General features: G+C 69.1%; 20 protein-coding genes. 9 read left to right on the top strand and 11 right to left on the bottom strand.

From position 1 onward, the window contains the following. The first annotated feature begins 92 nt into the window (after positions 1-92). Positions 93-1,820: a GMC family oxidoreductase gene (locus BAMB_RS26660; RefSeq protein WP_041491593.1), complete on the top strand. Its 1,728-nt coding sequence runs from the start codon at positions 93-95 to the stop codon at positions 1,818-1,820. Further along, complete coding sequence (locus BAMB_RS26655) at positions 1,807-4,257, top strand: alpha/beta hydrolase fold domain-containing protein (protein ID WP_011660255.1); 2,451 nt, start codon at positions 1,807-1,809, stop codon at positions 4,255-4,257. Before BAMB_RS26660 ends, BAMB_RS26655 begins: the two co-directional genes overlap by 14 nt. A 158-nt stretch (positions 4,258-4,415) precedes the next feature. On the opposite strand, the gene BAMB_RS35585 is transcribed toward BAMB_RS26655, so the two are convergent. Continuing rightward, positions 4,416-4,562 carry a hypothetical protein gene (locus BAMB_RS35585; protein WP_158380550.1) on the bottom strand — a complete coding sequence of 49 codons (147 nt, stop codon included), beginning with the start codon at positions 4,560-4,562 and terminating at the stop codon, positions 4,416-4,418. A 256-nt stretch (positions 4,563-4,818) separates the two neighbouring features. On the opposite strand from BAMB_RS35585, the gene BAMB_RS26650 reads away from it, so the two are divergent. After that, entirely contained in the window at positions 4,819-5,151 is a 333-nt protein-coding gene (locus BAMB_RS26650) for a type II toxin-antitoxin system RelE/ParE family toxin (RefSeq protein WP_011660253.1), read from the top strand. Further along, positions 5,148-5,477: an addiction module antidote protein gene (locus tag BAMB_RS26645; RefSeq protein WP_011660252.1), complete on the top strand. Its 330-nt coding sequence runs from the start codon at positions 5,148-5,150 to the stop codon at positions 5,475-5,477. Before BAMB_RS26650 ends, BAMB_RS26645 begins: the two co-directional genes overlap by 4 nt. 15 nt (positions 5,478-5,492) lie before the next feature. On the opposite strand, the gene BAMB_RS26640 is transcribed toward BAMB_RS26645, so the two are convergent. Both BAMB_RS26640 and BAMB_RS26635 read right to left on the bottom strand, forming a co-directional pair. Then, positions 5,493-7,511 carry a VTT domain-containing protein gene (locus tag BAMB_RS26640; RefSeq protein WP_011660251.1) on the bottom strand — a complete coding sequence of 673 codons (2,019 nt, stop codon included), beginning with the start codon at positions 7,509-7,511 and terminating at the stop codon, positions 5,493-5,495. A gap of 102 nt (positions 7,512-7,613) precedes the next feature. Next, positions 7,614-8,066, bottom strand: a complete 453-nt coding sequence (locus BAMB_RS26635; RefSeq protein WP_041491592.1) for a hypothetical protein — start codon at positions 8,064-8,066, stop codon at positions 7,614-7,616. Positions 8,067-8,372: 306 nt separating this feature from the next. On the opposite strand from BAMB_RS26635, the gene BAMB_RS26630 reads away from it, so the two are divergent. After that, entirely contained in the window at positions 8,373-9,020 is a 648-nt protein-coding gene (locus BAMB_RS26630) for a response regulator (protein WP_011660249.1), read from the top strand. Beyond that, positions 9,017-10,804, top strand: coding sequence for a sensor histidine kinase (locus tag BAMB_RS26625; RefSeq protein WP_011660248.1), 1,788 nt, complete (start codon positions 9,017-9,019; stop codon positions 10,802-10,804). Before BAMB_RS26630 ends, BAMB_RS26625 begins: the two co-directional genes overlap by 4 nt. A gap of 58 nt (positions 10,805-10,862) precedes the next feature. Here BAMB_RS26625 and BAMB_RS26620 read toward each other — a convergent pair whose 3' ends face one another. The 3 genes from BAMB_RS26620 to BAMB_RS26610 form a co-directional block, all read right to left on the bottom strand. Further along, positions 10,863-11,138 (bottom strand): YlcI/YnfO family protein, encoded by a 276-nt coding sequence (locus tag BAMB_RS26620; protein WP_011660247.1) that lies wholly within the window; start codon positions 11,136-11,138, stop codon positions 10,863-10,865. Between the two features lie 40 nt (positions 11,139-11,178). Then, positions 11,179-12,489 carry an MFS transporter gene (locus BAMB_RS26615; protein WP_011660246.1) on the bottom strand — a complete coding sequence of 437 codons (1,311 nt, stop codon included), beginning with the start codon at positions 12,487-12,489 and terminating at the stop codon, positions 11,179-11,181. Between the two features lie 101 nt (positions 12,490-12,590). Further along, a complete protein-coding gene (locus tag BAMB_RS26610; protein ID WP_011660245.1) occupies positions 12,591-13,607 on the bottom strand; it encodes an ABC transporter substrate-binding protein in 1,017 nt (338 codons plus the stop codon). Positions 13,608-13,841: 234 nt separating this feature from the next. Between BAMB_RS26610 and BAMB_RS26605 the strand changes: the two genes are divergently transcribed. Then, entirely contained in the window at positions 13,842-14,507 is a 666-nt protein-coding gene (locus BAMB_RS26605; protein WP_011660244.1) for a response regulator transcription factor, read from the top strand. Beyond that, positions 14,494-15,915, top strand: coding sequence for a sensor histidine kinase (locus BAMB_RS26600; RefSeq protein WP_011660243.1), 1,422 nt, complete (start codon positions 14,494-14,496; stop codon positions 15,913-15,915). The genes BAMB_RS26605 and BAMB_RS26600 overlap by 14 nt, the downstream gene beginning before the upstream one ends. Positions 15,916-15,952: 37 nt before the next feature. On the opposite strand, the gene BAMB_RS26595 is transcribed toward BAMB_RS26600, so the two are convergent. Next, positions 15,953-16,399, bottom strand: coding sequence for a hypothetical protein (locus tag BAMB_RS26595; RefSeq protein ID WP_011660242.1), 447 nt, complete (start codon positions 16,397-16,399; stop codon positions 15,953-15,955). Positions 16,400-16,484: 85 nt separating this feature from the next. Then, entirely contained in the window at positions 16,485-17,129 is a 645-nt protein-coding gene (locus tag BAMB_RS26590; RefSeq protein WP_041491591.1) for a TetR/AcrR family transcriptional regulator, read from the bottom strand. Here BAMB_RS26590 and BAMB_RS26585 point away from each other — a divergent pair. Then, entirely contained in the window at positions 17,041-17,760 is a 720-nt protein-coding gene (locus tag BAMB_RS26585) for a DinB family protein (RefSeq protein WP_227739347.1), read from the top strand. The two genes, BAMB_RS26590 and BAMB_RS26585, sit on opposite strands and share 89 nt — an antisense overlap. 24 nt (positions 17,761-17,784) lie before the next feature. On the opposite strand, the gene BAMB_RS26580 is transcribed toward BAMB_RS26585, so the two are convergent. From BAMB_RS26580 to BAMB_RS26570, 3 genes are read right to left on the bottom strand one after another with little or no spacing between them, the layout of a single operon-like run. Further along, entirely contained in the window at positions 17,785-18,549 is a 765-nt protein-coding gene (locus BAMB_RS26580; protein ID WP_011660239.1) for an ABC transporter ATP-binding protein, read from the bottom strand. Then, entirely contained in the window at positions 18,546-19,403 is an 858-nt protein-coding gene (locus tag BAMB_RS26575) for an ABC transporter ATP-binding protein (RefSeq protein WP_011660238.1), read from the bottom strand. Before BAMB_RS26575 ends, BAMB_RS26580 begins: the two co-directional genes overlap by 4 nt. Positions 19,404-19,414: 11 nt before the next feature. Beyond that, positions 19,415-21,226 (bottom strand): ABC transporter permease, encoded by a 1,812-nt coding sequence (locus BAMB_RS26570; RefSeq protein WP_011660237.1) that lies wholly within the window; start codon positions 21,224-21,226, stop codon positions 19,415-19,417. Positions 21,227-21,236 lie beyond the last annotated feature (10 nt).

Below are 21,236 nucleotides of genomic sequence, written 5' to 3'. Positions count from 1 at the left end.
GCCGGTGATCCTAACCCGTGGAAGAAGCTGCCTGTCAACAGCACGCCTTTCCTTCCCGCCATCAACGGCGGGGTTTCTCGGAGCAAATTCTGATGAGCAAGACTTTCGACTACATCGTCGTCGGCGGCGGTTCGGGCGGATGCGTCGTCGCAGGGCGACTGACCGAGGACCCGGCCGTGACCGTCTGCGTGCTCGAGGCCGGCGGCCGCGGCGACACCGCGGTCGTCAACGTACCGACCGGCTCGGTCGCCATGCTGCCGACCCGCGTGAACAACTGGGCGTTCGACACCGTGCCGCAGCCCGGACTCGGCGGGCGCATCGGCTATCAGCCGCGCGGCAAGGCGCTCGGCGGTTCGTCCGCGATCAACGCGATGGTCTACATTCGCGGCCATCGCGTCGATTACGACGGCTGGGCCGCACTCGGCAACGAAGGCTGGTCCTACGACGACGTGCTGCCGTACTTCCGCCTGAGCGAGCACAACGAGCGCTTCGACGACGCCTTTCACGGCCGCGACGGCCCGCTGTGGGTCAGCGACCTGCGCACCGGCAACCCGTTCCATGCGCGCTACCTGGAAGCGGCGCGCCAGGCCGGCCTGCCGCTCACCGACGACTTCAACGGCGCGCAGCAGGAAGGTGTCGGCCTCTATCAGGTCACGCAGAAGCACGGCGAGCGGTGGAGCGCGGCGCGCGCGTATTTGCTGCCGCACGTCGGCCGGCGCGACAACCTGACGGTCGAAACGCACGCGCAGGTGTTGCGCATCCTGTTCGACGGCATGCGTGCGACGGGTGTCGAGGTGCGGCAACACGGCGAAGTGCGCACGCTGCGCGCCCGGCGCGAAGTCGTGCTCGCGGCCGGCGCGCTGCAGACGCCCCAGTTGCTGATGCTGTCGGGTGTCGGTCCGGCCGGCGAACTGCAGCGGCTCGGCATTCCGGTGCGCGCCGACCTGCCCGGCGTCGGCCGCAACCTGCAGGATCATCCGGACTTCATCCTCGGCTACCGCACACGCAGCGTCGACGCGATGGGCGTGTCCGTGCGCGGCGGCCTGCGCATGCTGCGCGAGTTCGCGCGCTTTCGCCGCGAACGGCGCGGGATGCTGACGTCGAATTTCGCGGAAGGCGGCGGCTTCCTGAAAACGCGGGCCGGTCTCGATGCGCCCGACATCCAGCTGCACTTCGTCGTCGCGCTCGTCGACGATCACGCACGCCGGCTGCACGTCGGCCACGGGCTGTCGTGCCACGTGTGCCTCCTGCGACCGCGCAGCCGCGGCTCGGTCACGCTGCATGGCACCGATCCGCTCGCCGCGCCGCGCATCGACCCCGCGTTCTTCGACGACCCGCGCGACCTCGACGACATGGTCGCCGGCTTCCGGCTCACGCGCCGGCTGATGGCGGCACCGGCGCTTGCCGAATGGATCACGCACGACCTGTTTACCGCGAACGTCACGACCGACGACGAAATCCGCGACGTGCTGCGCCGGCGCACCGACACCGTGTATCACCCGGTCGGCACCTGCCGGATGGGGCGCGACGCGCTCGCGGTCGTCGATCCGCAATTGCGCGTGCACGGCCTGCAGGGGCTGCGCATCGTCGATGCGTCGATCATGCCGACGCTGATCGGCGGCAACACCAACGCGCCGACGATCATGATCGCCGAGAAGGCCGTCGACCTGATCCGCGGCGCGCGGCGCGTGCCGGCATGCTCATCGGCCGACACGGCGCGCGAACCGGCCGCCGCGCCGGTGCACCGCAATCCCGCTTATGCATCGTGCGCGTCGCACGAGGCGATCCAGCCCGAGGAGATTCGCCATGTCGTCGCCTGAAACGTCACGTCCCGCCGAATCGGCCGCACCGCTGTCGGCGATCATCATCGGCGCCGGCTTCGCCGGCATCGGCATGGCCATCGCGCTGCAACGCGCCGGCATTCACGACTTCGTGATCGTCGAACGCTCGCACGACGTCGGCGGCGTGTGGCGCGACAACCGCTACCCGGGCGCCGCGTGCGACGTGCCCTCGCATCTGTACTCGTTCTCGTTCGAACCCAACCCGAACTGGTCGCGCGTATTCGCGCCGCAACCGGAAATCCATGCATACCTGCGGCACTGCGCGCGCAAGTACGGTCTTGCACGCCATCTGCGTTTCGGCGCCGAGGTCGAGCGCGCGCAGTACGACGAGGCCCGTGCGCTGTGGCACGTCACGCTCGCCGACGGCACGACGCTCAGCGCCGCCGTGCTCGTCAGCGGCACCGGCCAATTGAGCCGCCCCGCGATGCCCGACCTGCCCGGCATCGACACGTTCCGCGGCCGCGCATTCCACTCCGCGCACTGGGATCGCGACTATCCGCTCGCCGGCAAGCGCGTGGCGGTGGTCGGCACCGGCGCATCGGCGATCCAGTTCGTGCCCGCGATCGCCGCCGACGTCGAGCGCCTCGTCGTGTTCCAGCGCTCGCCGGCCTACGTGATGCCGCGTCCGGATCGCGCGTATCGCCCGTGGGAGCAGGCGCTGTTTCGCCGGCTGCCGTGGGCGATGAAGCTGCATCGCGCGTCGATCTACGTGCGCTACGAGTCGCGTGCGATCGCCTTCACGCGGCTGCACGGGCTGATGGATGTCGCGATCGGCCGGCCGTTCCGCAAGCTGCTCGCGCGCGACGTGCGCGACCCGGCGCTGCGCGCACGGCTCACGCCCGACTATCCGATCGGCTGCAAGCGGGTCCTGCTGTCGAGCGACTACCTCGCCGCGCTCGACCGCGACAACGTCGAGCTCGTCACGCAGCGCATCCGGCGCGTGACCGAGACCGGCATCGAAACCGACGACGGCGTGCACCATCCGGTCGACGCGATCGTCTACGGCACCGGTTTCGCGGCGACCGCGTTCCTGTCGCCGATGCGCATCACCGGCCGCGACGGGCTCGACCTGAACGATGCATGGCGGCGCGGCGCGCAGGCGTATCTCGGGCTCACCGTGCCGGGCTTCCCGAACTTCTTCATGCTGTACGGCCCGAACACCAACCTCGGCCACAACTCGATCGTCTACATGCTCGAGAGCCAGATCGCGCACGTGATGCGCTGCGTACGCGCGATGCGGCGCAACGGCGCGACGGCGATCGACGTCGACCCGCGCCGCTACCGGCGCTTCAACGCGCACGTGCAGCAGCGGCTCGAGGGTTCGGTGTGGAGCGGCTGCAAGAGCTGGTACGTCGACGCATCGGGCCACAACAGCACGAACTGGCCCGGCTTCACGCTGACCTATCGATGGATCACGCGCTTCACGGGGCTGTCCGCGTATCGCTTCACGCAGCCGCTGCCGGGCACGGCCACGCCGACGCACGGCACCGTCGTCGCGCCGCCCGCCGGTCGCGTGGAAGCGCTCGCCGCCGCCTCGCTGCGCGGCTTTCTGCGCGTCGCGTTCCGGCCGCTGATCGGGCCGCCGTTCGGCGCGCGCCTGCAGCGCCGCGTCGTCGCGTGGCTGGCGCCGCTGATGCCGGGCGCGGGCGGCACGCTGCGTTACCGGACGTCGGCCGCCGGCGTGCCGGTCGAAGTGATCGCGCCGAAGCGCGGCGACGCGGGCGGTGCGATCCTCTACCTGCACGGCGGCGCGTTCTGTCTCGGCGGCCCGCACACGCATCGCGGCGTGACGACGCGGCTCGCGACCGAAGCCGGCCTGCCGGTGTGGGTGCCCGACTACCGGCTCGCGCCCGAGCATCCGAGCCCGGCGGCCCTCGACGACGCGCTGGCCGCATACGATGCGTTGCGCGCGCTGGGCCACGCGCCGCACCGGATCGCGATTGCCGGCGATTCGGCCGGCGGCGCGCTCGCGCTGGCGCTCGCCACCGCACTGCGCGAGCGTGGCGAACCCGCTGCCGCCGCGCTGCTGCTGATTTCGCCCGTGACCGACCCGGCGCTGGGCGGCGACACGCTCGCGTCGCGCCGCCACGACGATCCGATGATCCGTCGCGGCTGGCTCGAGCAGGGGTTGCGCTGGTATCACGGTAGCAGCTCGGTGGCCGCGCGCGGCCCGCTCGACACCGACTTGCGCGGGCTGCCGCCGATACTGGTGCAGGCCGGCGACCAGGAAGTGCTGCTGTCGGATGCGCAGCGACTGGCGGCGCATGCGCTCGCGTGCGGCGTGCCGTGCCGGCTGGAGATTCATGCCGCGCGCTGGCATGTGTTTCATCTGCAGGCGTTCTATCTGCGCTCGGCGCGGGACGCGTTGCGGACGCTGGCGGGGTTTGCCGCGCAGCGGGTGACGGCGACAGCGTAGTGAGGCCGGTGATCGAGGCGGTGGGGCGCGGCTTTGGCGCCATGCCGTCTCCGCGCGTCGTTCGATGCGACGGAACGCGAACGATATCAAGCATGCCGATGTGATCGTGACGACGAGCGACAAGCACACGGAGAAGGTGCTCGCGCTCTGGCCGCGCGCTATCCGTCGGCCGACGGCAAATTGTTCACGCTCGCCGGATACGCGACCGGCGAGCACAAGGACGTGCCCGACGCGTGAAGCAAGCCGGCCGACTTCCACGAATCGGTGACCGCATAGCTCGACGCGACGCGCAATCCCTCCTCCATACGGTGTGTGTCCTCACGCCCCGACGAGATCGGCCATTCGGCCGAATCGTCATCGCGGGCCCCGAATGAAAGAATGATCGTCGTTCGGGAAGCCAGCCTCATCGCCCGAAACCCTACGTCGCGAAAGCGCTCTGCAGGCATTCCTGCGCAGCGCCCTTGCGTCGTGCTTCGTCTCGATTCGGCAGTCGGCCCGCGTATGCGTCACTTCACGCCATCCCGGCAATACCCCTTTCCTTCATGTAGCTTATAAGTTACAATGCTCTCCAAGTTCGAACTGCTTCGCTATCAGCGCGACGACGGTCGCGAGCCTTTCACCGAATGGCTGAACACCGTCCGCGACAAAGTCATCCAGGCACGGATTCGCGAGCGCCTGCGCCGCGTTGAGACCGGCAATTTCGGCGATTGCGAGCCTGTCGGCGAAGGCGTGATCGAACTGCGCATCCACGTCGGTGCCGGCTATCGCGTGTACTTCGGCCGGTACGGCAGCGCGCTGATCCTGCTGTTGTCCGGCGGCGACAAGCGCAGCCAGTCCGACGACATCAGGCGTGCGCACGAACACTGGTTGAACTGGAAACGGAGGCAAATGTGAACAAGCTCAAAGGCGCGGTCTCGCACCACGACGCGGAAGTCGCCGAACTCGCTGCCGACCGCGAGCTCGCGGTGGCCTATCTGCGCGTCGCGATGGAATCGCTCGACGATCCCGACAACCGCGCGGCCGCGCTGCTCGCGCTGCGCACGGTCGCGGAGGCGTACGGCGGGCTCGGCGCGGTCGCGGCCGAAGCCGGGATCAGCCGCGAATCGCTGTATCGCACGCTGTCGCCCAACGGCAACCCGACGCTGAAAACCCTGCTCGCGGTGCTCAAGACGGTCGGCCTGCGCCTGTCCGTCGTCCCCGCGCAACCGGCGCACGCCTGACGCGTTGCGCGCGCTTCAAGGCTGCACCATCCACACGAGCGTCATCGCGGGCGGCGCCGCGCTCATCCCCGCCGGCGGCCGCTCGATCGTCGGCTCGACCTTCAGCGCCTGCGCGATCGTCGCCGCGTCGTCGAGCGGCGTCGTGCGCACGACCGTCATCACCCGCGCGGGCCGATGCAGCGTCTCGCGATACAGCGCGCCGTACCACAGCGGCCGCATGCCGAGCGCATCCTGCAGCACGTACGGATAACGCCATAGCCGCAGCACGAGGCGGCTGTCCGGATGGGCCGCGTCGACGCGCACGAACACGCGGCGCGTGCTCTCGCCGTGCGTGTAGCGCGGCAGCACGGGCAGCGTCTCGGCCGGCGCCTGCGGCGACAGCCAGTGCAGCGCGGTGGCGGGCGACCACGGCGTCGCGCGCTGCCAGCCGGCCAGCGACAGATGGCGGTCGAGCGTGTCCGACGTCGCGCACCATTGCAGCGGCAGATATTCCTCGCGATCGCCGCCGATCTCGGTGCGCCGCGTCGGCACGCGCTGCCACCCGCCGCGCATCCACTGGTCGACGGTCATCGCGACGACGTCGCCGACATGCGGACGCGCCGCGCGATCGAGCTGCCACTGCGCGGGCACGGTCCACACGCCGGCGGTGGCGAGCACGACGAGCACCGCGACGAGCGCGCCGCGCGGCTGCACGTGTTCGTGCACCCGCCAGTACGCATGGGCGCCCGCCAGCACCGCGAACCACGCGAGCCCGAGGCACCAGCCGCCGAGCAGGCCCGACAGCCACGTATCGCCGACATAGAGCCGCGCGAAGCCGCCGAGCACGATCCACAGCACGACCGCCGTCACGACCGGGATCCGCCACGACGCGGGCCGCTCGCGCGTCAGCACCCAGCCGATGCCGCTGCTCGCGAGCATCGCGAACGCCGCGTCGGCGTCGGGCAGCGCCACGTGCAGCGCGCCGGGCGGCAGGCTCGCGGGCGACATGCCGGGCACGCCGGCGCCGAACGCCGGCACGAGCACGACCGCGATGCCGAGCGTCGCGAGCCACCACGCGGACGTCACCCAGCAGCGATGGATCATCAGCCAGACGAGAAACGCGGCCGCGACGATCAGCCCCGTATCGTGTCCGTGCAGCACCGCGAGCGCGCGCATCGTGGCGTCCACGGGCGGCGTGCGCAGGTTCTGCAGGAACGCATACAGCGCGATGTCCGCGTGCGTCAGCGGATCGTTCGCGACGACGTCCTGCACGATGCCGGCGAACAGCCACACGCAACCGAGGAACAGCAGCGCGAACACGGGCACCGCGCCCGGCAGGCGGCGCACCTTGCCGATCGCGTCGTGCAGCCACGCGCCGAAGCGCGGCCAGCGGCGCGCGGATGCATGCACGGCCGCGCCGGTCGCCTGGCACAGCAACGGCCAGCCGCGCCGCAGCGCCAGGCGCACGCCGAACCACACGAGCGCGACCAGCGCGGCGACCACCAGCAGGATCGCGGCGACCCGCACGCTGATTGCCGCGGCCAGCGCCGCCGACGCGCCGAACACGATGCCCGGCGCGATGTGCACGGGTGCCCAGATCAGCGCCGACACGGCGTTGACCGGATAGAACGACCGGCGCGGCAGCATCGCGCAACCGACCACGACCGGCACGACCGCGCGCAGCGGTGCCAGGAAGCGCGCGAGCACGATGCTCTTCATTCCGTGGCGCAGCACGAACTGCTCGCCGCGCGCATAGGCGTCCGCGTAGCCGAGCCGCACCCAGCCGTTGCGAATCGCGCCGCCATAGCGGCGGCCGATCTCATAGCTGATGCCGTCGCCGACGACTGCGCCGGCGGCCGCGACGCCGATCGTCGTCCAGCCGTCGAGCGCGCCCGCACCGATCAGCGTGCCGGCCGCGAACATCACGGCGCCGGCCGGCACGACCGTGCCGATCAGCGCGATCGCCTCTGCGCAGGCGGTGACGAACACGATCGCCAGCACGAGTAGCGGATGCGCGCTGATCGCGCCCAGCCATGCGTGGATCGTGTCGCTCATCGCGGGTTGCGCGGCGTGGCGGCGCGGCGTGTCCGCACCGGGCCGGCCATGGCGTGGGGAAGGTTCATCGGCGGGTGTGTATGTTCGTGCGGGCCGGCGGCATCAGTCGAACTCGTGCTGCCGCGCATCGGCCTCGAGCGGCGCATCGTGGTAGCCGACGGTCGCGATCTCGTTCAGGTAGCGCGCGAGAAACGCGCCGATCGACCCGGCTTCCTCGTACTGATGCACATGGCGGAACTCATGCGTGAGCAGACGCCGCGTGTCGTGGCCGCGCAGCACGAACACCGCATGGCCGAGCGTGAGGCCGATCGCCCCCGGCCGCAGCAGCCCGGTGTCGCGCGCGATCGCGGCCAGCGCCGGCGTGTCGGGAAACGGCAGCTCGTCGCCGACCACGATGCGGATCCGCTCCGGTTGCGCGACGCCTACGGTACGCGCGTCGTCGGCCTGCGCGGGCGTGAGCGGCACGCCCAGCGCGAGCCCGTGCGCCGCCTGCGCGTCGGCCCACGCGACGGCGTCGGGCAGCGCGGACGGCAGGATGTCGGCGAGATCGATCATCGTGGAGGCTCCTCGGGTCGCGACAGGGCAATCAGGCACCAGTTTATCTCTGAATCAGGGCGGTCCGCGACACACACGGCTCGCCGCGCGGCGGCGACGCCTCGGGAATACCCGCCCCATCTGGCCCTATCGCCTGTACCATTTCTCGCTGATTATTTCGTTTCGAGACACACTCCACACTTCAATGTCTCAAAAATTTCCCGAAGGTGCACCTTTTCCGGCTTCGGCGGAATATATTGGTCAGAAGAACGGCCGCGGCGGCAACCGGCGGAACGGCCCGCGGCGGCATCCCGAAGAGGAACGCTAGTGATCAGGATAATTCTGGCTGACGATCACGCAGTCATGCGGGACGGACTGCGTCACATCCTGGAAACGGCCGGCGGTTTCGAGATCGTCGGCGAGGCGAGCGACGGCACGGCCGCACTCGCGCTGGCCGAGCGTGGCGACGCCGACGTGCTGCTGCTCGACCTGTCGATGCCCGGGCCGACCGGCATCGAGCTGATCCGGCTCGTCAAGACGCGCGCGCCGGCGCTGCGCATGCTGGTGCTGACGATGCATGCGGAGGCGCAGTACGCCGCGCGCGCGTTCAAGGCCGGCGCGACCGGCTACCTCACGAAGGACAGCGCGACCGCCGAGCTCGTCCAGGCCGTCACGAAGGTCGCGGCGGGCGGCGTCTACGTGAGCCCGCAGGCGGCCGAAAGCCTCGCGCGCACGCTGCGCGCGCCCGTCGAAATGCTGCCGCACGAACGGTTGTCCGCGCGCGAACTCGACGTGATGCGCCGCATCGTCGCGGGCCAGACGGTCACGCGGATCGCGTCGGAACTCACGCTGAGCACGAAGACGGTCAGCACCTACAAGACGCGCATCCTCGAGAAGATGGAGCTGCCGCACGAAGCCGCGCTGGTGCGCTACGCGGTGCGCCACGATCTCGACCTCGGCGTCGACGACGCATGATGCCCGCATTCCGCTTACGCGCCGCGGCCACCGACGACGACGACGCGCCGGATCCGTCGCATCTGTTCATGTCGTCGCTGCCGCCGGGCCGGCAGGAGCGGCGTCTCGCGATCGCGATGGTGATCGTGTCGGCCGTGATCTTCGTCGCGCTCGCGCCGTTCGCGGGCGTGCCGCTGGCTCGCGTGTGGGGCTTCATTCCCGTGTACCAGTCGGCGAGCGTCATCAACGACATGGTGACGGCCGGCCTGCTGCTCGGCCAGTTCGCGATCCTGCGCGAGAAATCGCTGCTCGCGCTCGCGGCCGGCTACCTGTTCACGGGCTTCATGGCCGGCACGCACATGCTGACCTTTCCGGGGCTGTTCACGCCGACCGGCCTGCTCGGCGCGCGCGAGCAGACCACCGCGTGGCTTTATCTGTTCTGGCACGGCGGCTTTCCGCTGGCGGTCGCCGCGTACGTGCTGCTGCGCGCGACGCCGCGCGCCCGCCCGCCGTCGCTCGAGCGGCGCCGCGCGACGCTTCCGGTGCTGCTCTGCATCGTCCTGACGGCCGCCGCGACCGGCGCGCTCGCGCTGCTCGCTACCGCCGGCCATGACCTGCTGCCGCGCATCATGCAGGGCAACCGGATGGCCGCGACGATGACGACCGCGATCACGATCGTCTGGGCGTTGAACCTGGCCGCGCTCGTGCTGATGTGGCGGCAGCGTCGGCGCCATTCCGTGCTCGACCTGTGGGTGATGATCGTGCTCGTCGCGTGGCTGTTCGACATTGCGTTGTCGTCGATGCTGAACCACGGGCGCTTCGATCTGGGCTTCTATGCGGGCCGCACCTACGGCCTCGTCGCGTCGGGCGTCGTGCTGTTCGCGCTGCTGTTCGAGAACGGCCGGCTGCATGCGCAGACGGTGCGTGCGCTCGCCGGCGCGCGCTATCAGCACCTGCTCGTCGTGCAGAAGAGCGCGCAGCTCAACGACGCGAACGAACGGCTCGAGCAGCGCGTCGCGGCCCGCACCGCGCAGTTGAGCGCATCGAACCGCGACTTGCGGCGCGAAGTCGAGGAACGCGTGCGTGCGGAGCGGGCGCTGCAGGCGTCACGCGAGGAGCTGCGCGAGATCGCGGCGATCAGCGCGAGCGCACGCGAGGCCGAGCAGCGCCGCATCGCGCGCGAACTGCACGACGAACTCGCGCAGACGCTCGCGACGCTGAAGAACGATCTCGAATGGCTGCTCGACCACGTGCCGCAGGACGATGCGCCGCTGGCGCGCAAGATCGCGGCGATGCATGCGCTCGCGCGCGGCGCGGTGACGGCCACGCGGCGCATTGCGTCGGACCTGCGCCCGCTGATGCTCGACGACCTCGGGTTCGCGGCCGCGATGCAATGGCTCGTAGAGGATTTCCGGCACCGTCACGGCATGGCGTGCACACTGCGCGTCGAGCCGGGCGAGCTGCAGCTCGACGAACCGTATGCGACGGCCGTGTTCCGCATCGCGCAGGAAGCGCTCGCGAACGTCGCGCGGCACGCGGCCGCGTCGAGCGCGACCGTGGAACTCGTGTACCGGGACGAAACGATCGCGCTGACGATTCGCGACGACGGTGCAGGCTTCGATCCCGGTGCGCGGCGCAAATCGGGATCGTTCGGGCTGGTCGGCCTGCGCGAGCGCGCGTATCTGGTCGGCGGCACGCTGCGGATCGATACGACGCTGGGCGTTGGGACGACGGTGGAAGTGGATATTCCGGTGGCGTCCGCGCATGTGGCGATCGCGCATGATGGACGGGGGGCGTCGCGCTGATGCCGACCGGCAATGATCGTGACGGGTTCGACCGTGTGCGTCGATCGCCGCCAATCGTCTAACCCGTTATCTTCGCTGCACGCGCGGCTTTCAGCATCGTCCCAAGTTCGACCTGGACTTCTGCGGCGTCGACGTATTCACCGGTGCGCCGCGCCTCCTCCGCCGACAATACGCCGCGCGCGACAAACTCGCGCTGCGAGCGCCGGCGTGCAATCGCGGCGCGCAGCGTCGATTCGACGAACGCAGACAGCGTCTCGTTTTCCGCCAACACGGTTTGCGCTTCCTCGAGTAATGTCTGATCGACTCGAAGCGCGCACATCGCCGCAGTCTTCATTGCTATCTCCGTGCATTCAAACCGCATGCACGGTAGCACATCACGCCCGCACCGCCACCATCCCCCGCTCCGAGCGCGTCCACGCGACCAGCGCGCCGATTCCGAGCAGCGCGAGACACACAATCGGCACGATCATCGGCCCGAATGCGGTGCCCGTCACCTTGCCCGCGAACGGCATCAGGTTCTGGCTGAAGAAGCCGCCGAGGTTGCCGATCGAGTTGATCGCCGCGACACTCGCCGCCGCGCGCGCGCCGGTGAAGTAGCGCGGCGGCATCGACCAGAAACACGGATACAGCAGCGGAATGCACGCGCCGCCGAGCACGAGCGCGACGAAGCGCAGCGGCGTCGACGGCAGCACGAGGCTCAGCAGAAAGCCGAGCGCGCCGAGCGCCGCGACGATCGCGATCGTGCGCAGGATGCTCTTCGCGCGGCGCAGCTTCGACGGCAGCCACACCAGCAGCACCACCGCGAGCGCCCACGGCAGCATGCTCAGGAAGCCGTTCATGCTGCTCGACACGCCGAACGATTTCACGAGCGTCGGCAACCAGTACGTGACGCCGTACAGCGACGTCGACATCAGCATGTAAGTCGCCGCGAACAGCATCACGCGCGGATCGAGCAGCGCCTTCCACGGCTGGCCGTGCTCGGCCTGCGCCGGCTTCTCGCGCTCGAGCGCGGCCGCGACGATCTGCTTCTCGCGTTCGTCGAGGAACGACGCCTCGCGGAACGAGGCCGGCAACACGCGGAACACCACGATTGCGACGATCACGGCCGGGATGCCCGTCGCCACGAACACCCACTGCCAGCCCGCGAGGCCCCACACGCCGTTCAGGCTCAGCAGCACGCCGCCGACGAGCGACCCAAGCATGTTCGCGAGCGCGCTGCCGAGCGTGAAGATGCCGAGCACCTTCGCGCGGTAGCTCTGCGGAAACCACAGCGTCAGGTAGTAGATCACGCCCGGATAGAAGCCGGCCTCGGCGATGCCGAGCAGGAAGCGCAGCGAGCAGAACGCCGGCATCGACGTCGTGAAGCCCATCAGCACGGTGATGAGGCCCCACGTCAGCATGATCCGCGCGAGCCACACGCGGGCGCCGTAGCGATGCAGCGCGAGCGTGCTCGGCACCTCGAACAGCAGGTAGCCGATGAAGAACAGCGACGACGCGAGCCCGAACGCGGCTTCCGTCATCCCGAGGCTGTGCACCATCTGCAGCTTCGCGAAGCCGACGTTCTGCCGGTCGATGAACGCGATCAGGAACATCACGACGAGGATGGGCAGCAGGCGCCGCGCGATCTTCGACATGACGCGCTGCTCGTCGGCGGACGCGGGGTCCAGGGTTTCGGTGGCATTCATTAAGGGCTCCTCCATGAATCGGTTGCTTGTCGGTTGAATCGGCGCCGCGCGACGAACGCGCGGGCGCGGTGCAGGTCGATGAAATCGTGGGCCGGCGGCGCTCAGCGTGGCTGGTAGTCGTCGAGCATCGGCGCGAACATCTCGTGCCACGCGCGCGGTTTTGCCTTGATCGTGCCGGCGAGGTACAGGAACTCGACGTAGTCCATCAGCTGGTTCGGCCACACCGAGAACCGCGTGTCCGGCGCGGCGAGCATCCGTATCACGTCGTCGTGCGACACGCCGACACCCGACGACGCCGCATACAGCGCGGCCGCCGCGCGCGGATCCTGCACGATCAGGCGGTTCGCTTCGTCGAGCGCGCCGAGAAACGCCGCGGCCAGCGCAGGCTCCGCATCGACGAGCCGCTTCGGCGCGAACACGACGTCGAGCGTCATCGGGCCGAGCACGTCGACCGAATTCACGACGCGATGAATGCCCGGCTGCCGCAATTCGAGCGTCGAGAACGGCGGCGACGTGAAGTGCGCCGTCACGCCGTTCTCGCGGCGGATCAGCGCCTGCATCGCCTGCGGATGCGGCAGGTTCACGGTGATCGAATCGAGTTGCGCGAAATGCTTCGCACCGAGCTGCCGGCTCGCGACCATCTGCAGCACGACCGCCGACAGCGATGTGCGAATGCCCGGCACCGCGATCCGGTCGGACGGCGTGAAGTCGCGCAGCGACGCGAGGCCCGGACGGTTCGCATTGAGCGACAGCGACGTCGTCGACAAGCCGCTGATGCCGATCACCTCGACATTCGGAATCCCGCGCGCCCGCGCCCACAGCTCGATGAAGCCCGGCGCGCCGGCGCCCGCGAAGTCGAGCGTGCCGGCCATCATCGCGTCGTTGACGGAATTGCCGCCGTCGAGCAGCACCCAGTCGAGCGCGAGGTCGCGCAGGCCACGGCGCGCCGCGTGCCGCTCGAACAGGCGCTGCTTCTCCATCACGAGCAGCGGCAGGTACAGCACGCCATAGCCTTTCGAGATCCGCACCGTGCGCGGCTTCGAGCGCACCAGCGACGGCGCGGCGAACGCGCCGAGGCCAGCGGCGAGCAACGCGCGGCGGCGTGGCGACGTCGTCATGCGCACGCCTGCGTGCGGCGCACGACAAGCGGCCACGCGGCAGCCGGCGTCACACCTCGCCGAGCATTGCGCCGCGCCTTCGTCGTGCCCGTGACATGCTGCATGTTGCCGTCTCCTCTGGTATTAATGCCGTCATCGCTTGTTCCGGCTGTACACAGGTTATCGAGCGAGTCTGAGAAAATGCTGACATCCCGGCCCCGGGAAAACCCCTAACCTCTACCTGCAAACGGCACCATGCGCATTCTCGTCGTGGAGGACGATGCCGAAATCGGCGCGGCGATCCGCAGCCGCCTCACGCGGCTCGGCCATGCCGTCGATCTCGAAACCGACGGCTCGACCGCGAACAGCCTGCTGCGCGTCGAGCGCTTCGACCTCGTCGTGCTCGATGCGAACCTGCCCGGACTCGACGGCTTCACGGTGCTGCGCAACCTGCGCGCGTCGGGCAGCACGACGCCGGTGCTGCTCGTCACCGCGCGCTCGGCGATCGACGATCGCGTGAGCGGCCTCGGCTTCGGCGCCGACGACTATCTCGTGAAGCCGTTCGACTACCGCGAGCTCGAAGCGCGCGTGCAGGCGCTGCTGCGCCGCAACAGCGGTCACGCGAACGACGTGCTGACGCTCGGCGGCCTCGTGATCGACCGCAGCAGCCGCCTCGCGGAACTCGACGGTCAGCCGCTGTCGCTGTCGCGCCAGGAGTTCGCGTTGCTCGAGATTCTCGCGAGCCGTCCGCAGCGGATCTTCTCGAAGGACGAACTGCTGAACCAGCTGTTCAGCTTCGGCAACGAGCCGAGCGCGAACGCGGTCGAGCAATACGTGACGCGCGTGCGCAGGAAGCTGCAAGGCAGCTCGGTCGAGATCCGCACCGCGCGCGGGATGGGGTATCAGATTGCCGCGCATTGACTGGTTCCCCAAGACGCTGTTCGGGCGCACGCTGCTGTTCATCGCGCTCGTCGTCGCGACCGGCGCGCTCGCCCTCGCGGTGATCGCGCGCTACTACGCGGGCGTCGCGGCCGAACGCGCATACGACCAATTGCTTGCGGGCGCATCGATCCAGGTCGCGGAGAACCTGTACGTGCAAGGCGGTGTGCTCGCGCTGAATCCGCCGGTTGCCGCGCTGTCGACACTGTCCCGCTACGACCTCGTCTACTACAAGGTCGTCGATTCGCGCGGCGTCGTGGTGGCCGGCTACAACGATCTCGCGAGCTCCGCGACGCTCGCCGCCGCGAAGCAGGGCCCCGCGTTCGCCAACGCCGTCTATCAGGGGCACCAGATTCGCACCGCGACCATCGCGCGCTACATGCCCGAGGAAAGCACGCCGGGCTGGGCGCTCGTGACGGTTGCGCAAACCACCAACGCGCGGCAGCAGTTGACCAACGACATGAGCATCAAGGTGTGGACGCTGATCCTGCTGATGAGCGTGCTCGCGATCGGTGCGAGCGGCCTCGCGATCCGGCGCGGGCTGCGCCCGCTCGCGCAGATCGGCACGATCATCGCCGCGCGCGACCCGGCCGACTTGCGGCCGGTGGCCGTCGATACGCCGAGCGAGATCGACGCGATCATCGGATCGATCAACGGATTGATGCACCGCCTCGCCGAGCGGATCAACGCGATGCAGCGCTTCATCGCCGACGCCGCGCACCAGATGCGCACGCCGCTCGCGCGGCTCGACGCGCAGATCGAACTGCTCGATGGCGAGGCCGATCCCGCGCGTCATGCGGCGCGGCTCGATGCGTTGCGTGCGACCAGCGCGGATGTCGGGCGGCTCACCGGGCAGTTGCTCAATCATGCGATGGTGATTCATCGTACCGAGGTCGTGCCGCTGCAACCCGTCGAACTCGTCGCGCTCGCGAAGGACGTGCTCGGCCGCACGATTCCGCTCGCGGACGAGCGCGACGTGGCCGTCGCGTTCGCGAGCGATGCGCCGCATGCGTGGATCGACGGCGATGCAATCAGTCTGCAGGAGGCATTGTCGAACGTGCTGCACAACGCGCTGCTGCATGGGCATGCGGACGATATCGTCGTGTCGGTCGCTACCGCGGGCAACAGCGACGATGCGGTGACGCTGACCGTCACCGACAACGGGCGCGGGATCCCGCGCGAGCATTGGGACGCAGCGCTGCAGCCGTTCGTGCGGATCGCGCCGGACGGCACCGAACGCCGCACCGGGTCGGGGCTCGGGCTCGCGATCGTGCAGGAAGTGATGAAGGCGCACGGCGGGCGCGTGGGGTTCGCGTTTCCCGAGGCGGGCGGGTTTGCGGTGGTGTTGACGTTTCCGCGGGCGGCGGGGGCTGAAGCAGAAAAGGCATGAACAGGCGAACCTGCGCCGGTTCATGCGCGGCAGGCGATCAATCGTCGCGGTCGTCGTCGAAGCGATTGCGCTCGGCGTGCCGCGCGACCAGCCGGTCCAGCTCGTCATACTGACGATCGCAGAAAAGACGACACAACGTGTCGACGTCCGCGCGCGAGTCGACGTCGATCGTGTCGACCTGCTGCTCCAGCTTCCCCTTGCCGATCCCGAACAGCCCCTTCTTCATCCGCATGGCAACGGCATTCAGCTGGAAGCCGTCCGAATGCGCATCCGTCAACGCAGTCACCCACAGCTCGCGCTGATCGTCGGCATGCTGCAGCACGAGCGCCGGTAGCGGGCCGTCCTGCGTCTCGTTCCATTCGACGTGCTGCGCCACCCAAGGGAACGCGTCGAACGCATGAACGAACGACGCATAGTCGGTCGCGCCCTGCTGATCGAGCTGATTGAAGTCGTAGCCGACTTTCTGGATGGAATAGGTCAACATGGCGCGGCAACCCCGTGGTGTTCGAAATCAGGAGAGCGTCAATCTACCGTGAATTCCGGTATCCGTAACGATTTTTCCGGGCGGCTCATGAACGCGCATTCGCCGTCGCCGCGCGGTGATCTTCGAGGTAAGCACCGGCCAGCCTGACGAGCTCGCGCTTCAGTTTCGGATCCCCCAGCAACCCGCGCCGGGCCGCGTTGTGCACGACGCCTTCGAGCGCGGACGACAGCACCTGTGCGGTCAACGTATCGGCCTTGACCGGCGCACGCCCGCGACACGCGGCAACGATCAGCGCATACCTGCACAGATATTCCTTCTGAAACGCGTCATACGCTTCTTTCGCACCGCCCGGATCGGGAAGATCGAGCAGCGCCCGGTGCAGCGCAGGGTAATCGCGATGCGCGGCGATCAGGTCGCCGATCAGGCCTTCGAGCCGACGCCCGGCGCTCGCCCGACGATCATGCGCGCGCTGCAGCACGGCAAGCACGTCGTCGAAATGGCGACGCCGGATCGCATCGACCAACGCGAGCTTGTTCGGGAAATACTGATACACGGAGCCGATGCTCACACCGGCGACCTGCGCGACCTCGTTCGTCGTGAATCCGGCCCACCCGTGCTTGTCCAGAACGCGAGCCCCGGCCGTGACGATCACGTCCACCGTCGCACGCGAACGGGCCTGGCGTGGGGCTTTGCGCATCACGGCGGCTGCACTGGAAACGCGAGTGGACATGCGGGCTCCCACTGAAAATAATGGTGGCGAAACTCACATATTAGGTGAACCCGACGAGGAAACGATCATGAGCGCGAACGCACTCCTGTCCCGCATGCTGCGCTACCAGGCATGGGCCAATGACGAAATGCTGAAAGCGATGTCGGGGCTCGACGCGGTACGGCATGCGCCGGCGCGTCATCTCGCGCTGCGGCTGATGAACCATTGCCTCGTGGTGAACCGGATATTCGCCGCGCACCTGAGCGGCGAGCGTCACGGCTTCGTGTCCGACAACACGCCTGACACGCCGGAGCCGGAAGCGCTGCGCGCGGCAATCGCCACGCTCGATCGCTGGTATCTCGACTATGTGGAGGCCGCCACACCCGACATGCTGTCGGAATCGATTCCCTTTGTGTTTACCGATGGCGACAACGGATACATGACGCGCGAAGAGATGCTGACCCATGTCGTCACGCACGGCGGCTATCATCGCGGCGAAGCGGGCGGACTGATGATTCAGGCGGCCGCGCTCTCGGCACAGGATATCGAGCTCCCTTGGGATACCTACGCCGTTCACTTGCATCGGACAGAGCCCGAGCGCAGGCTGCAACGCAAGATCGGCGGTGCGAACTCGGCGAATGCCGGGCGATGAAACGCGCTATGCCGCCTACACCGTCTACGCCGCCACCGCCTCCCCACCGAGATACGCATCGCGCACGCGCTCATCGTCGAGCAGCGTTTTCGCGGGCCCTTCGAGCACGACGCGCCCCGTCTGCAGCACGTACCCATAGTGCGCGATCTCCAGCGCGAGGCTCGCGTTCTGCTCGACCATGAACACCGTCACGCCCTGCTTGTTAATCGCGTCGATCAGTTCCAGCACCTTGTCGACGTAGAGCGGCGACAGCCCCATCGTCGGCTCGTCCATGCAGATCAGCTTCGGCCGCGCCATCAGCGCACGCGCCATCGCAAGCATCTGCTGCTCGCCGCCCGACAGCGTGCCCGCGCGCTGCGTCAGCCGTTCGCGCACACGCGGAAACAGGTCGAGCACACGCTCGTAGTCGTCGGCCACCGCAGCACGATCGCCGCGCGTGTACGCGCCCATCAGCAGGTTCTCGCGCACGCTCATGTCGCCGAACAGCCGCCGCGCCTCCGGCACGGCCGCAATCCCGCGCCGCACGCGCTGCGGCGTCGCGAGCGCGGTCACGTCGTCGCCGTCGAAACGCACGACGCCGCGGCGTGGGCGCATCAGCCCGAGGATCAGCTTCATCGTCGTCGACTTGCCGCTTGCGTTGCCGCCGAGCAGGCTGACGATCTGCCCGCGGCCGACCTCGAAGTTCACGTCGAAGTGCACCTGCACCGGCCCGTAGAACGTGTCGAGGTGTTCGAGTTTCAGCAGCGCGTCGGTCATGGTCGTATCGGGTTCCGAAGAAAGTGCGCTCATGCGGCCGCCTGCGTAGTGCGGTCGGCCGGCGCGTCGCCCGCATGGCGGCGGCCGAGGTACGCCTCGATCACGCGCGGGTCGTGCCGCACGTCGCGCGGCGCGCCTTCGGCGATCTTCACGCCGTTGTCGAGCACCATCACGCGATCGGACACGCGCATCACGAGTTCGAGCTTGTGCTCGATCAGCAGGATCGTCAGGCCGCGCGCCTTCAGCGACTGGATCAGTTGCAGCATCTCGGCCGTTTCCGTCTCGTTCATCCCGGCCGTCGGTTCGTCGAGCAGCAGCAGGCGCGGATGGAGCGCGAGCGCACGGCCGATCTCCACGCGCCGCCGGTTCGCATACGACAGGCTGTGCGCCGGATGATCGATGCGCGGCGTCAGCCGTTCGCCGAAGCCGGCGACGATCGCGCGGGCTTCTTCGCGCAGTTCGGCTTCCTCGCGCCGCACCGACGCGGGCCGCACCAGCGCGCGCAGCACTTCGGCGGCCGCGCCGAGCGCGGGCCAGCCCGGCCGCGCCGCACGCAGCCGCGCATGCGCGCCGATCAGCACGTTGTCGAGCACGCTCAGGTTGCCGAACACGCGGCCGTGCTGGAACGTGCGCGCGATGCCGAGCGCCGCGAGCCGTTCGGGCGCGGTGCCCGTGATGTCGCGGCCGTCGAACGTCACGCGGCCGGCGTCGGGCCGGTCGGCGCCCGCGATCAGGTTGAACAGCGTCGACTTGCCCGCACCGTTCGGGCCGATCACGCTCAGCAGCTCGCCGTCGGCGAGCGTCAGGCTCGCGCCGTCGAGCGCGGTCACGCCGTCGAAGCGGCGCGTCAGGCCCTGCACGTCGAGCAGGGGTCGGGTCGTGGTCATCGCGTATCTCCTCACACCGTGCCGAGCAGGCCCTGCGGCCGGAACCGGACGAGCAGCAGCAGCACGAGGCCGTAGATCAGCATCCGGTAGTCGGCCGCCCAGCGGAACAGCTCGGGCAGGCCGATCAGCGCGATCGCGCCGACGATGCCGCCGAGCACGTTGCCGAGGCCGCCCAGGATCACCATCGTCAGCGCGAGGATCGACACCTGCGAATCGAAGGTCTGGTGATTGATGTAGCTGTACAGGTGCGCGGCGATCCCGCCGCTCACGCCGGCCGCGACGCCGCCGACCGCGAACGCGATCGCCTTGTAGCGGTTCGGCGCAATGCCGTGCGCACGGGCGGCGACATCATCCTCGCGCACCGCGCGCAGCGTGCGGCCGAGATGCGAACGCAGCAGCCGCACCTGCACGAGCGCGAACACGATGAGCACCGCGAACGTGAACCAGTACGCGGCACGCGCGGTCGCCGCCCACGGCAGCGGCGCGATGCCGGTGATGCCGAGCGGGCCACGCGTGAGGCCGTCCCAGTTCAGGATCACGAGGCTCACCACTTCGCCGATGCCGAGCGTCGCGATCGACACGTAATGCCCGCGCAGCCGGAACGCCGGATAGACGAGCAACGTGCCGAGCACGGCGGTGATGACGCCCGCGCACGGGATCGTCACGGCCGCCGACCAGCCGAGATCCGACGACAGCAGCGCCGACGCATACGCACCGATCACGAGCAGCGCCGCGTGGCCGAGCGAGATCTGCCCGACCGTGCCCGCGACGAGCGTGAGGCTCAGCGCGAGCAGCCCGTACAGCCACGCGTTGGTCAGCGTCTGCAGCACGTACGACGATGCACCGAGCCACGGCAGTACGGCGGCCGCCACGATCAGTACGACAAGTACGGGGCGCGGCGCGCGCACGGCCTTCGCGGCCGCGAGGAAGGTCCCCGTCATCGGCTCGGGCGGCAATGCGCGGTTCGCACTGAACAAGCCGTTCGGCCGCCACACGAGGAACACGATCAGCAATCCGAACGCGAACAGGTCGCGATAGCTGGTGCCGAACAGCGCGACGCCATAGCTTTCGACGAGGCCGAGCAGCAGGCTCCCGGCAATCGCGCCCGGCACGTTGCCGAGCCCGCCGATCAGCAGCGCGACCACGCCCTTCAGCGTTGCCTGGAAGCCCATCGCCGGATCGATGCTGTTGTAGTACATGCCGACCAGCAGCCCGCTCACGCCGCCGAGCGCGCATGCGATCGCGAACACGGTCTGGTTCACGCGATCGACGTCGACACCCATCTGCAGCGCCGCGTCGCGATCCTGCGCGGTCGCGCGCACGGCCCAGCCGAGCCGCGTGAATCGCAGGAAGCCGTACAGCAGCGCGGCCGCCGCGATGCCGATGCCCGCGATCAGCAGGTCGAGCGAGCCGAGCGTTGCGCCGGCAATTCGCAGATGCCAGTCGGGCAGCGGCGTCGGCACCGCGCGCGGGTCCGCGCCGAATGCGAGCTGCGCGAGCTGGTCGAGGATGAAGCTGATGCCGATCGTCGCGAGCAGCGGTGCGATGCGTGCCGCGTGGCGCAGCGGCCGCAGCCCGATCCGTTCGATCGCGACGCCGAGCGCGCCGCAACCGATGACGACCGCGGCAAGCGCGACCGGCAGCGGCAGCCCGAAGCGCGTCAGGCACAGCCAGCCGATGAACGCGCCGACCATGTAGACCGAGCCGTGCGCGAAGTTGATCAGGTGCGACACGCCGAAGATCAGCGCGAGCCCGACCGCGAGCAGCGCGTAGATGTTGCCGACGATGAGGCCGTTGAGCGTGTAGTCGAGCCAGGAAGCCATCACGATGCGT

Source organism: Burkholderia ambifaria AMMD (assembly GCF_000203915.1).
GTDB classification, from domain to species: Bacteria; Pseudomonadota; Gammaproteobacteria; order Burkholderiales; family Burkholderiaceae; genus Burkholderia; species Burkholderia ambifaria.
The sequence above is the reverse complement of the archived record's forward strand: the minus strand, read 5'-3'. Positions and strand labels throughout refer to the sequence as shown.

Bases quoted from the DNA above. Each gene is read 5' to 3' on its own strand.
- BAMB_RS26660 (WP_041491593.1), top strand. From the start codon at position 93: ATGAGCAAGACTTTCGACTACATCGTCGTCGGCGGCGGTTCGGGCGGA.
- BAMB_RS26635 (WP_041491592.1), bottom strand. From the start codon at position 8,066: ATGATCGATCTCGCCGACATCCTGCCGTCCGCGCTGCCCGACGCCGTC.
- BAMB_RS26590 (WP_041491591.1), bottom strand. From the start codon at position 17,129: ATGTCCACTCGCGTTTCCAGTGCAGCCGCCGTGATGCGCAAAGCCCCA.
- BAMB_RS26580 (WP_011660239.1), bottom strand. From the start codon at position 18,549: ATGAGCGCACTTTCTTCGGAACCCGATACGACCATGACCGACGCGCTG.
- BAMB_RS26595 (WP_011660242.1), bottom strand. From the start codon at position 16,399: ATGTTGACCTATTCCATCCAGAAAGTCGGCTACGACTTCAATCAGCTC.
- BAMB_RS26640 (WP_011660251.1), bottom strand. From the start codon at position 7,511: ATGAGCGACACGATCCACGCATGGCTGGGCGCGATCAGCGCGCATCCG.
- BAMB_RS26625 (WP_011660248.1), top strand. From the start codon at position 9,017: ATGATGCCCGCATTCCGCTTACGCGCCGCGGCCACCGACGACGACGAC.
- BAMB_RS26605 (WP_011660244.1), top strand. From the start codon at position 13,842: ATGCGCATTCTCGTCGTGGAGGACGATGCCGAAATCGGCGCGGCGATC.
- BAMB_RS26610 (WP_011660245.1), bottom strand. From the start codon at position 13,607: ATGACGACGTCGCCACGCCGCCGCGCGTTGCTCGCCGCTGGCCTCGGC.
- BAMB_RS35585 (WP_158380550.1), bottom strand. From the start codon at position 4,562: ATGGAGGAGGGATTGCGCGTCGCGTCGAGCTATGCGGTCACCGATTCG.
- BAMB_RS26570 (WP_011660237.1), bottom strand. From the start codon at position 21,226: ATGGCTTCCTGGCTCGACTACACGCTCAACGGCCTCATCGTCGGCAAC.
- BAMB_RS26650 (WP_011660253.1), top strand. From the start codon at position 4,819: ATGCTCTCCAAGTTCGAACTGCTTCGCTATCAGCGCGACGACGGTCGC.
- BAMB_RS26655 (WP_011660255.1), top strand. From the start codon at position 1,807: ATGTCGTCGCCTGAAACGTCACGTCCCGCCGAATCGGCCGCACCGCTG.
- BAMB_RS26575 (WP_011660238.1), bottom strand. From the start codon at position 19,403: ATGACCACGACCCGACCCCTGCTCGACGTGCAGGGCCTGACGCGCCGC.
- BAMB_RS26615 (WP_011660246.1), bottom strand. From the start codon at position 12,489: ATGAATGCCACCGAAACCCTGGACCCCGCGTCCGCCGACGAGCAGCGC.
- BAMB_RS26620 (WP_011660247.1), bottom strand. From the start codon at position 11,138: ATGAAGACTGCGGCGATGTGCGCGCTTCGAGTCGATCAGACATTACTC.